This window comes from Ornithinimicrobium sp. (assembly GCF_051004135.1).
GTDB lineage: Bacteria > Actinomycetota > Actinomycetes > Actinomycetales > Dermatophilaceae > Ornithinicoccus.
In genome coordinates this window covers 1-11,463 of sequence record NZ_JBPCKQ010000036.1, presented here as the reverse complement: position 1 = coordinate 11,463, position 11,463 = coordinate 1, and the positions used below count along the sequence as shown (strand labels likewise).

The following is an 11,463-nucleotide window of genomic DNA, read 5'->3' as shown; positions in this document are numbered from 1 at the left end:
GCCCCCCAATGCCCTATTTCATCCGACTATCGATGTCCACTAGGTCGGCCGCCAATTTGAGGGCGCTGGCTCCGAGCTCAGTCTTCCCGTTGGGTCCGTCTGCCGTGACGGTGGGCCAGTGGCGACCTGTGCAGTCGTGCTCGACTGCGACACCCGCCCACGAACGCTCACAGAGTGCTTGCCTGTCGCGGGGAACCTCCCACTCGATGACAGTGGCCATGACCCCCGATGCAGCCTCAGGCCGTCGGGGGGTGCTGTACGTCTCACAGGCCGAAGATGCGAGCCATGTCCTCTGCCGTGACGGGCTCGCCCTGCTCGGGCTCCGGCTCGCCGGGTGGTAGGCCATCGGTGTCCGCGTGGGCCTGGGTCGGTGTCGTGTTCATGGTGAGTCCTCTCAGTCCGCAGAAAGTCCGCAGTAGGTCCGTATCCCGTCCACACTCATCAACGCTGTAAGCGGTGAAAGTGCAGGTCAGTCGCCTGTAGCCAACCCCGCCAACGCTCACCCATCACGCGGTCAGAGTTCGCGATCTACTCCTACATCGCGCCGACGGTGACCGAGGTGACCGGCCGGTCGGAGTCCTGGGTGCCGATCTTCCTGCTGGTCTTCGGCGTCGGCTCGATCGTGGGCACCTGGATGGGCGGGCTGATGGCGGACTGGTCGATCCTGCGCTCGCTGGTGCTCAACGGCCTGGTGATGGCGGGCCTGCTGCTGGTTTTCACGGTGACCGCCCAGTGGACCCTGCCCGCTCTGCTCACCCTCTTCGGGGTCTCGGCGGTCACCGGCGCGTGGGTGATCGGGCTGCAGCTGCGGCTGATGAGCGTGGCCGGAGCGGCCAAGACCCTCGGCGCGGCGATGAACCATGCCTCCCTCAACCTGGCCAACGCCCTCGGCGCCTGGCTCGGCGGGCTCGTGATCGCCGCCGGCTACGGCTACGCCGCCCCCAGCCTGGTCGGGGCGGGGCTGGCCGGCACCGGCCTGCTCATCCTGGGTGCGTCCGTGCTGGTGCACGTGCGCGACGCCCGCTCCGGCCCGATTCGCTAGGGATGTTGTGCGCCTCCAGCTCGGTTTGCACGGGGTTCTGCGCGCGCTGACGGTGCTTACGGCAGGCTCGGCACGGTGAGACGCGTCGATCCGGCCGAGCGACGGGCCCGGCTGGCCCGGCGCCACCTCCTGGCGACGGAGACCGGCACCGACGATGTCGCCCGCATCGCCGACGCGCTCGTCGCGCTGCACTCCAGCGACCCGGTCAGCGTCTATCTCAGCGTGCTGGCGCGGATGCGCGAGCCGCGCCTGGACGCGGTGGACGAGGCGCTGTATGCGGTGCGCTCGGTTGTCCGCCACCATGCCATGCGCCGCACACTCTGGGTCGCCACGCCGCACACTCTGGGTCGCCACTCCGGCCACGACACGGCGGATGCATGCTGCTGCGACGCTCCGGGTCGCCGCGGCGGAGCGTCGTCGGACCGTGGGTTTCCTGGGGGTCGGCGGTGTGCCGGAGCCCGAGGAGTGGCTCACCCGGGCAAAGCGGCAGGTGGTCGAGCTGCTCCGTGGGGACGGACCCATGACCACCCGGGAAATCGGCCGACGACTCCCCGAGCTGACCGTGCCGCTCGGGGTGAGCGACCCTTCCGGAAGGAGCCTCCCGGCACATCCCCGGGTGCTGTCCGGGCTGGGCTTCGACGGTGTGCTGGTGCGCACCCGGCCCACCGGCACCTGGATCAACGGCCAGTACACCTGGGCGGTCATGGACGACTGGCTCCCAGGTGGGGTCGGGGGCCTGCCGGAGCGGGGGGCCCGCCGGGACCTGACTGAGCACTACCTTCAGCGGTTCGGACCGGCCACCAGCACCGATCTGCAGTGGTGGGCCGGGTGGAGCAAGACGGCCACGACCCGCGCCCTCGCCGACGCTGCTGCGCAGGAGGTCGAGACCGACGACGGGCCGGCGTGGGTCGCAGCCGACGACGCCGGCACCAGTCTCGAACCGGATCCATGGGTGGCGTTGCTGCCCGGGCTGGACCCCACGGTGATGGGCTGGAAGGAACGCAGCTTCTACCTTCCCGCGAAGGCCGCACCCGCCTGGGACCGCAACGGCAACGCCGGGCCCACGATCTGGGTCGACGGGCAGGTGGTGGGGGCGTGGGGGCAGGCCAGGGACGGCTCGATCCGCACTCACTTCTTCGTCGACGTACCGGCCGCACGTCGTGCTCAGGTCGCGCAGCGCGCCGTCAAGCTGCGCGCCATCCTCGGGCCGGTCCGGTATGCCGTCCGCTTCCCGGGCGCGATCAACGCCGAGCTGCTGCGCTGAGGGGCTCTCGTCTCGGGGCGGTGACCCCGTCGAGCCCCCTGAACGAACCGGAGCGCCCGACCTCGGCCGTACCGGTTCTGTGCGCTTCGCCCTTCTGGCCTGCGGGAACGTCCTCGGCCTCGGTGGCGTTGAGGGAACACGATCTCCCCGAGGCGGCCACTGCGGACTGCCCCGATCCCCGCCGAGAGGACCGTATGCCGCGCGCCGCCCGCTGTTCCGCCGCCCTTGGTGCCGTGCTGGCCTTGGTGGCGGCACCGGTGCTGGTCGCGCCGGCGATGGGCGCCGTGCAGGCCCAGGGCGCCGGTGCCGAGACGATGCAGGTGCCCGTCGGTGCCGAGCCGGACGGTCGGAGCGTGAGCCTCGACGTCGACCTCCACCGCCCCGACGAGGCGGGCCCGTGGCCGGCGGTCATCCTGGCGCACGGCTTCGGCGGCGACAAGGACGACCTGGTCGACCAGGCCACGGCGCTCGCTGACGCCGGCTACCTCGCCGTGGGTTACACCGCGCGCGGCTTCGGGGAGTCCGGCGGCTCGATCCACCTCAACGACCCGGCCTACGAGGTCGCCGACGCCCTGGCTCTCATCGACCTGGTCGCCGAGCAGCCCGACGTGCAGCTGGACGAGCCCGGTGACCCACGGGTGGCCGTGGCCGGCGGCAGCTACGGCGGGGCTCTTGCGCTGATGACGGCCGGCGCGGACGACCGGGTCGACTCCGTGGCGGCCTCGATCACCTGGCACGACCTGGCCGACGCGTTCTTCCCGCAGTCCGCGTTGGCCACGGCCGACGACGAGGAGTCCGCCCTGGCGGCCGAGACAATCGACCAACCCGGACCATTCAAGGCATGGTGGGCCTCCACCTTCTTCGGCAGCTCGGTCGGGGGCGGCCTCGCCGACAGCGGACTGTCGCTGACCGACCCGTCGGGAAGCGCCGAGGATCCTGCGGCCGAGGGCACGGACAGCTCGGGCGACCCTGCGGCGGGCGAGGCTCGCGCCAGCGAGGGTGGCAACCCGCTGTGCGGACGGTTCGACGCCGAGGTGTGCAGGCTCTTCCTCGGCGCCGCCGAGACCGGGCAGGCAGACCCCGAGCTGCTCGACCTGCTCGCCGAGCACAGTCCGGCTTCCACCCTCGCCGAGGTGCGGGCTCCGGTCTATCTGGTCCAGGGCATGTCCGACACCCTCTTCGGCATCGACCAGGTCGACGCCAACGCGCGGGCGCTGCAGGAAGCCGAGGTGCCCGTCGCGGTCAGCTGGTTCAACGGCGGGCATGACGGCGCCACCCAGTCCGCCGCCCCCGTCGAGCAGGACGGGCCGCCCGGCGACGCCGAGGAGGCACCGGCCGAGGACTCGGGCGACCAGGCGCAGCAGCAGACCGAGGACCTGCTGGCCTGGCTGGACGGCACCCTGCGCCCCGACGTGACGGTGACCCAGGAGACCCTGCCCCTGCCGGCCTTCGCCTACGCGCTTCCGCCGGCCAGAGGCAGCGACGGTGAGCGGGTCGTCGACACCGACTCCTACCCACCGGCCGGGTCCGACACCGGCACGCAGCAGCTGCAGCTGACCCCGACCGGCCCGCCGGCGATGCTCAACCCGCCGGGTGGCGTGCCGCAAGCCACCACCGCCGTCCCCGGCCTCGGGGGGCTGTTGGGAGGACTGCCGACCTACCCGTTGTCCGCCCTGCCCGGCCAGTCGGTGGCCTTCGACACCGAGCCGCTGGAGTCGGCGCTGACCGTCGTGGGGCAGCCCAGCGTCGACCTCGAGGTCACCTCGACCGGCCCGGCCAGCACCTTCTTCGTCTCGCTGTGGCAGGTGCAGAACGGTGCCCCCGTGCTGCCCCGCCGGCTGGTCGCGCCGGTCCAGGTCGACGTCGAGCCCGGCGTCGCCACCCCGGTCCGGGTGGCGCTGCCCGGCGGGACCTGGGAGCTGCCCGGCGGGTCGACCTGGCGGGTGCTGGTCACTGCCACCGACTCGGCATACACCGGGCCGAGCCAGGCCCGCGCCGACCGGATCGAGCTGTCCGCCCCCGCCCTGAGCGTCCCGGTCGCGACCGGCACCCCGGTCTCCACCACCAGCGTCTGGGACACCGAGACGATCGGGGTCGGCATCGCCCTGCTGGTCCTGCTGCTGGTCCTCGCGCTCGCCGCGCTGCGCAACCGGATCCGGCCGCACCCGGTGCTTGCCGACCTGGCCGACGTGCCCCTGGTCGTGCAGGGCCTGGTCAAGGCCTATCCGGACGGGCACCGGGCGGTCGACGACGTGACCTGGCACGCCGAGCGCGGGCAGGTGGTCGGGCTGCTCGGGCCCAACGGCGCCGGCAAGACGACGACCCTGCGGATGGTGATGGGGCTGATCAGCCCCGACGCCGGATCGGTGCACGTGCTGGGCCGGCCGGTGTATGCCGGGGCGCCCGTGCTCACCCGGGTCGGCGCGCTCATCGAGGGGCCGGGCTTCCTGCCGCACCTCAGCGGGCTGGACAACCTGAAAGCCTTCTGGGCCGCCACCGGTCAGCCGGTCCAGGACGCCCAGATCGAGGACGCGCTGGAGATCGCCGCCCTCGGCGACGCCGTGCACCGCCCGGTGAAGTCCTACAGCCAGGGCATGCGCCAGCGCCTCGGCATCGCCCAGGCGATGCTCGGGATGCCGGAGGTGCTGATCCTGGACGAGCCCACCAACGGTCTGGACCCGCCGCAGATCGCGGCGATGCGGCCGATGCTCGCGCGGTATGCCGAGGGCGGGCGGACCGTGGTCGTCTCCAGTCACCTGTTGGCCGAGGTGGAGATGACCTGCTCACACGTCGTGGTCATGCACGCCGGGAAGGTGTTGGCTGCCGGGTCGGTGGCCGAGGTCGGCGTCGAGCAGGGGCGCAACCTGGAGGACGTGTTCCTGTCCACCATCGCGGGCGCCGGCAGCGCCGACCAGCTCAACCAGGTGAGGGCCCGATGAGCAGCGCCGTGCAGAACGCTTCGGACCGCCGTGCAGACGCTCCTCGCCCCAGCGGGCGCACCAGGGCTCCGTTGAGCCTTGTCGTCGAGGCCCGGCGTCAGGTCGGCCGGCTGCGCACCCGGTGGACCTTCGGCATCCTGCTGGTGCTGCCGCTGATCGTGGTGGGCGCCTTTGCCTTGGGCGACGGAGGCGACGAGGGCGGCCAGCGGTTCTCCGACCTGGCGACCCTCGGAGCCGGCAACTTCGCGATCTTCATGCTGCTGGTCAGCGCTCCCCTGCTGATCCTGATCGTGGGGGCACTCTTCGTGGGCGACCCTGTGCCGTCGGAGGCCTCGTGGGCCTCGCTGCGCTATCTGCTCACCGCGCCGGTGCCGCGGGCGCGGTTGCTGACCAGCAAGCTGCTCGTGGGTCTGGCCCTCACGGCCATCGCCGTGACGCTGTTGCTGCTCTGGGTGCTGGTCGTCGGTGCGATCTTCTACGGGTGGGAGCCGCTCAACCTTCGAGCCGGCGGAGCGCTGGACTGGCCACAGACGCTGGCCCGGCTCGGCATCGGCGCGGTCTACATCTTCGTCAGCCAGCTGCCGTTCGCCGCCACCGCGTTCTGGATGGGGGTGCGCACCGACGCACCGCTGGCCGCCGTGGGTGTGGCTGTGTTGTCCTCGATCGTGTCCTCGATCCTCGACTCGTTGGACGCCCTGGGTGACTACCGCAGGGCGCTGCCCAACCACTACGCGTTCGAGTGGGTCGGCATCTTTGCCCCGGACGCCGACTACGCCTCGCTGCTGCCCGGGGTGCTGTGGGCGCTGCTGTACGCCGTCGTGTTCGTGGCCCTGGCCTACCGGCACTTCGCCCGCAAGGACATCCTCAGCTGAGCGTCAACTCGATCCGGTGACCGTTGTGCGCGCGGGCGCGCCTGGCGCAGGGCCCAGTGGAGCGCACATCGGTACGGCCCGGCCGTTGTGCGCGCGGGCGCGCCTGGCGCAGGGCCCAGTGGAGCGCACATCGGTACAGGGGGTCTCGACACGACAGGCCGGGAGCGCAAACCGCGGTCGGCTGGGCTCAGCCGATGATGTCAGCTGCCGCGGGCTTGGCCCGCCTGCCGAGGTGCCGACGTGCGCCGGCGGCGACGACCAGAGCCAGGACGGCGATCACCAGAGCGACGAGCGTCCAGGGCGATCCTGCGCCGGCCGCCAGCATGGCTTGCCAGGCGGCGAAGCCGATCGTGGCGTAGATCAGGGCCCACGCGATCGCGCCCGGCAGCTGCACCAGTGTGAAGAGCGACCACCGGATGCGCATGACGCCGGCCGCGGCCAGCACCAGGGTCTGGAATCCCACGGTCAGGTAGCACAGCGGCACCATCGCCAGACCCCAGCGCTGCAGGGCCTGCCGACCGCGGGCCAACCCGTCGTCCTGCAGCCACGCATGGATCGTGCCTCGCCACCCCGTCACCGGATGGGCATGCCGCAGCGCCTGCTCTGGGGTCAGTCGTGCCAACCAGTAGGTCCCCTGGCCCCGACCCATCGCCACGATCGTCAGCGAGAAGACGACCAGCCAGAAGGACGGGCCCTCCCACCACGACGGCATACCTCATCCGCGCACGACACTGCGTAGGACAACCCTCGCCCGATCGTGGCGGCGATAGGTCGCCGGTGCGCTGGCGAGTCTTACCGATCACCACCGAGGATTGGAACGCTGATGAGCACAACCACTGACAACCAGGCCGGAGCCGACACCGAGCTGACGCCATCGGACGACGCGGCACCTGAGCACACGCTCCAGATGTGGGGTGGCCCGCTCGCCGCGCTGGTGCCGGCCGTGGTGCTGGTGGGGGTGCTGCTGTGGCTGTCGTTGGCGGAGCGTGCCGCCATCTCCAGCTTCTGGGTCGGGGGGTGGGCCGCCGTCGTCGTGGGGCTCCTGCTCACCAAGACACCGCGCGAGCTCGCCGGCACGATCATCCGCGGATTGTCCAACCACACCGGCGCGGTCATCATCCTGGCCTACCTTTTCGCCGGCGTCTTCGGCGAGCTGCTCGCCAAGGGCGGCCTGGTCAACGGGTTGCTCTGGTTCGGAGTGGAGCCGGGGGTCGAGGGCGCCTTCTACGCGGTCCTGGCCTTCCTGTTGTCCTGCATCTTCGCGGCCGGCACGCGCAGCAAGCGACGGTGCGTGGACCACCCGAGCGGCGATGTCACGCTTCACGCTGCTCGGCAACTTGACCGGCCATCCAGCGGTCACGATTCCTTGGGCTCGCGACCACGCCGGCGGGGGATCGGCATCCAGCTGATGGGGGCTCATTCGGGCGAGGCAGCGCTGCTGGGTGTGGCGAGCGTGCTGGAGCACGAGCGCCATGCTTGACGGCCCGCAGGCGCCCATCCTAAGATGACAGACAACTTAGCAAATTAGCCAGACAATTGATCGGATGGGGCGCAGTGGCCGAGTTCCAGTCTCTTGAGCGCAACCAGTCGATCTCAGTGCGGATCGCCGAGCAGGTCGTGGGGCGCATCCAGTCGGGCGAGTTCCCGTTGGGCACGCGACTTCCGTCGGAGACCGAGCTCGCCCGCCAGTTCGGGGTCAGCCGGCCCTCGGTGCGGGAGGCCCTCGGTGCACTGCAGTTCGTCGGATACATCGACTCGGTCCGCGGCTCCGGGAGCCGGGTCATCAGCGTGACGCCGCACATCGTCTCGCCCGGGACTCCAGTGCAGGTCACCCCACGCGAGGTGCTCCGCTTCTTCGAGGCTCGCCTCCTCTTGGAGCCGCAGGTCGCCGCGGTGGCTGCTCGCGACCCGGACCTGGACAAGCTTGCCGAGGCCGAGGAGCTGATCGAGGCGATGGAGATGGTCGTCCACGAGCCCACCCTGCACGGTGAGACCGACCTGCGGGTGCACCGTGCGCTGGCCGAGGTCTGTCGCAACTCCTTCATGACCGAGCCCGTCGTCCGCCTCTTGGACGTCCTGGTCTCTCCACCCCTGCGCCCTACCCGCGACCAGGCATGGGCCGACCGCGAGCTGCCGCCGATCTGGCATGGCCAGCACCGGGAGACCGTCCAGGCCATCCGGGACCGCGATGCGCTGGGCGCCGCCGAGTCGACCTGGCAGCACCTGACATCCTCGGCCCGCAATGCCCTCACGGTCGTCCAGCGCGACCCGAGCGTCGAAGAGCGCGCGATCGAGGACTTTGCCGCGCTCCTGGACGACGGACCGTATGCCTCCGCGACCATCCTGACTAGTCGTCCACCACGTCCCGGTGGAGGTGAGGCTCGTGTCCGCAGCGTCAAGGACTGACCCCGCCAGGCAGCTCTCAGGATCTTCGTCACCCCGAAGCGTGCCGGCACGGTTCGACTTCGACCTCACCCAGCCGGACCCCATACCCGAGGCGGGGATCGCGCGGGCCACCGAGCTGATGCGCAGCGGGCGGCTGTTCCGCTACACCGAGTTCGGGGACGAAGAGGTCAACGACGCCGCCGAGGTGGAGGCGCGGTTGGCCGAGCTGGTCGGCCGGCGCTACGCGGTCGGTGTGAGCTCCGGCGGTGCCGCGATCTTCGTGGCGCTGCGAGCGTGCGGGGTGCAGCCCGGGGACCCGGTGTTGCTCAACGGATACACCCTGGCGCCCGTCCCCAGGGCGGTCCAGCACCCGGGCAGCGACCTGCGCTACGAGCAGCACCGGCCCCGGTCGCCGATGAGCGTCTTTGAGCCGTTGCGTGGACAGGTCGCCAGCTACAGCCTGCGGATGACTGCGCTGGCCGCGGCACTCATCCGACCGCAGCTGGGGATGGTGCCTGGGCGCGGCGAGCGGATGAACCAGCTCTACCGCGAGTTGGAGACCTCCTGGGCGACATCCCGCACGTCCGGGTATGCCGGCGCGCGGACCGGGAGGAGTACGTCGGCAGTTCCTTCCAGTTCGCCTTGCCCGACTTCACCCAGCAGCAGATCGCCACGGTGGTGCAGGTCGCCAGTGGCTACGGGCTGCCGGTGAAGTGGTACGGCGCGCCGACGATGCGCGGTTTCACCAGTCGACGTGCGCAGTGGGAATACATCGTCGGCTTCGCTGTCCAGGAGGCCGTAGCCACGCCTTGAACGACCTGCGGCTGCTCCACCCCCCATTCCTGCACACCACCGAAGCCTGCACACCACCGAAGAAGGAGAACCTGATGCATCTGGCCCGCATCCCCCGCCGTCACTACACCGTCGGTCGCACGCCGATCGAGCCGCTGCCCCGGCTCAGTGAGCACCTGGGTGGACCCGACATCTACATCAAGCGCGACGACCTTCTCGGCCTCAGCGGTGGCGGCAACAAGACTCGCAAGCTGGAGTTCCTGATGGCCGACGCGCTCGCGCTGGGCGCCGACACCATCATTACGACCGGCGCCGTGCAGTCCAACCACTGCCGGCTCACCCTGTCCGCGGCGGTCAAGGAGGGGCTGAGGTGCCACCTGCTCCTGGAGGAGCGGGTCGAGGGCTCCTATGACGAGAACTCCAGCGGCAACAACCTGCTCTTCCGGTTGCTCGGTGCCGAGTCGATCCAGGTCGTCCCGGGCGGCGCCGACCTCAAGGCCGGGATGGAGCAGATCGCCGAGCGCGTGCGCCAGGCGGGTGGCACGCCCTACATCGTCCCCGGCGGCGGTTCCAACGCGCTCGGTGCCCTCGGTTACGTCTCCTGCGCGGAGGAGATCCTGGCGCAGTCCTTCGAGGGGTCTCTGCCGATCGACCACGTGGTGTGCTCCAGCGGCTCCGGTGGCACGCACGCCGGGCTGGTGGCCGGCTTCCACGGCAACCAGAGCGGGATTCCGGTCACCGGGATCAGCGTGCGTGCGCAGCAGGCTCCGCAGGAGGCCAAGCTGCACACGCTGTCCAACGAGGCCTCGCGGCTGGCCGGTGCCGAGCGCGAGGTGCCGGCCGAGGCCTTCACCGTCGACGACGGCTACGTGGGCCCGGGCTACTCCCTGCCCACCGAGGAGATGACGGCCGCCATCCAGACCTTCGCCCGGCTGGAGGGCATCCTGCTCGACCCCGTCTACACCGGCAAGACCGCCGCCGGGCTGATCGGCCTGGTCCAGCAGGGGCACTTCGCCAAGGACAGCAACGTGCTGTTCATCCACACCGGTGGCTCGCCGGCGATCTACGCCTATCCCGACGCGGTGCTGGCGACGGCAGGTGGCTGAGCAGCAGACGCCCACCCTCTCGAAGGTGGTGGGCGTCCTCGGGGGGATGGGCCCCGCCGCCACCGTGGACTTCTACGCCAAGCTGGTCCGGCACACCCCCGCCCAGCGGGACCAGGACCACCTGCGGGTCGTGATCTGGGCCGATCCCACCGTGCCGAGCAGGCAGCAGGCGCTGCTCGCCGGTGGGACGGACCCGACCCCCTGGCTGGAGGAAGGCGTGCGTCACCTCATGGGCGCGGGCGCCGAGATCGTGGTGGTGCCCTGCAACACCATCCACGCCTACCTGGGTCCGGTGCTGGCCGACCAGCCGGTGGAGTTCCTCAGCATCATCGACACCACCGTCCGCGCGATCCAGCGTCGGGATGCCCGCAGGGTGGGGCTGCTGGCCACCGACGGCGCCCTGGCCTCCGGGGTCTTCCAGGCCGCCCTCGACGCCGCCGGCATCGAATGGCTGCTGCCGATGCCGTCACAGCAGGAGGCGCTGATGGGGGTGGTGGACGCCGTGAAGGCCGGGCGGTCCGAGCAACGGCTGCACGCGCAGGTGCAGGAGATGCGCTCCGACCTGCGCGAACGGGGGGCGGCCACGACGATCGCCGGCTGCACCGAGGTCTCCGCGCTCCTTGGCGACCTGTCTGCCGGCGATGACGTCGACGTCATCGACCCGGCCCTGGAGCTCGCGTTGCGCACGATCGAGCGCGCAACCCGCAGCTGAGCACGCTCGAGAGGCTCGGTGGCGGGTCCGCTGACAGACTGGGCCGCGCCCCGCATACCGGCCGGTATGAAGGGACCACCCACACGACTCAGGGAGCGACACCCATGGCCGACCAGGCGACGACCCTGCTCATCCTCGGAGCCTCGGGGGACCTGACCAGTCGGCTGCTGTTGCCCGGCCTGGGCACCCTGCTGGCCGTGGAGCCGGAACGACGCATCCGGGTCGTCGGCGCCGACCGCGCCGAGATGTCGACGAAGGAGTGGCACGACACGATCCGCACCGCCCTGGAAGGCGCCGAGGTGCCGGAGGACCGCGTCGAGGAGCTGCTCACGAGCGCCGACTACGTCCAGG

Annotated in this window: 10 protein-coding genes and 1 pseudogene; 10 read left to right on the top strand and 1 reads right to left on the bottom strand. The window is 71.0% G+C overall.

Annotated elements, in window-relative coordinates; genetic code table 11:
- Positions 1–559: 559 nt before the first annotated feature.
- From ACR2FV_RS01940 to ACR2FV_RS01925, 4 genes are all read left to right on the top strand, one after another.
- On the top strand, positions 560–1,042 hold the full coding sequence (locus ACR2FV_RS01940) for a hypothetical protein (protein ID WP_434014038.1): 483 nt from the start codon (positions 560–562) through the stop codon (positions 1,040–1,042).
- 154 nt (positions 1,043–1,196) lie between these two features.
- Positions 1,197–2,306, top strand: a complete 1,110-nt coding sequence (locus ACR2FV_RS01935) for a winged helix DNA-binding domain-containing protein (RefSeq protein ID WP_434014037.1) — start codon at positions 1,197–1,199, stop codon at positions 2,304–2,306.
- Between the two features lie 194 nt (positions 2,307–2,500).
- Positions 2,501–5,245 (top strand): alpha/beta fold hydrolase, encoded by a 2,745-nt coding sequence (locus tag ACR2FV_RS01930; protein WP_434014036.1) that lies wholly within the window; start codon positions 2,501–2,503, stop codon positions 5,243–5,245.
- On the top strand, positions 5,242–6,117 hold the full coding sequence (locus ACR2FV_RS01925) for an ABC transporter permease (protein WP_434014035.1): 876 nt from the start codon (positions 5,242–5,244) through the stop codon (positions 6,115–6,117). Before ACR2FV_RS01930 ends, ACR2FV_RS01925 begins: the two co-directional genes overlap by 4 nt.
- A 187-nt stretch (positions 6,118–6,304) precedes the next feature.
- On the opposite strand, the gene ACR2FV_RS01920 is transcribed toward ACR2FV_RS01925, so the two are convergent.
- Positions 6,305–6,829: a DedA family protein gene (locus ACR2FV_RS01920; protein WP_434014034.1), complete on the bottom strand. Its 525-nt coding sequence runs from the start codon at positions 6,827–6,829 to the stop codon at positions 6,305–6,307.
- Between the two features lie 111 nt (positions 6,830–6,940).
- On the opposite strand from ACR2FV_RS01920, the gene ACR2FV_RS01915 reads away from it, so the two are divergent.
- The 6 genes and pseudogenes from ACR2FV_RS01915 to ACR2FV_RS01890 form a co-directional block, all read left to right on the top strand.
- Positions 6,941–7,597, top strand: coding sequence for a hypothetical protein (locus tag ACR2FV_RS01915; RefSeq protein WP_434014033.1), 657 nt, complete (start codon positions 6,941–6,943; stop codon positions 7,595–7,597).
- Between the two features lie 74 nt (positions 7,598–7,671).
- A complete protein-coding gene (locus ACR2FV_RS01910; RefSeq protein ID WP_434014032.1) occupies positions 7,672–8,523 on the top strand; it encodes a FadR/GntR family transcriptional regulator in 852 nt (283 codons plus the stop codon).
- 40 nt (positions 8,524–8,563) lie between these two features.
- Complete coding sequence (locus ACR2FV_RS01905; protein WP_434014031.1) at positions 8,564–9,214, top strand: DegT/DnrJ/EryC1/StrS family aminotransferase; 651 nt, start codon at positions 8,564–8,566, stop codon at positions 9,212–9,214.
- 175 nt (positions 9,215–9,389) lie between these two features.
- On the top strand, positions 9,390–10,400 hold the full coding sequence (locus tag ACR2FV_RS01900; RefSeq protein ID WP_434014030.1) for a D-cysteine desulfhydrase: 1,011 nt from the start codon (positions 9,390–9,392) through the stop codon (positions 10,398–10,400).
- Positions 10,393–11,112: an aspartate/glutamate racemase family protein gene (locus tag ACR2FV_RS01895; RefSeq protein WP_434014029.1), complete on the top strand. Its 720-nt coding sequence runs from the start codon at positions 10,393–10,395 to the stop codon at positions 11,110–11,112. Before ACR2FV_RS01900 ends, ACR2FV_RS01895 begins: the two co-directional genes overlap by 8 nt.
- Positions 11,113–11,216: 104 nt before the next feature.
- Positions 11,217–11,463 (top strand): annotated as a pseudogene (locus ACR2FV_RS01890) (glucose-6-phosphate dehydrogenase); the annotation flags it as partial.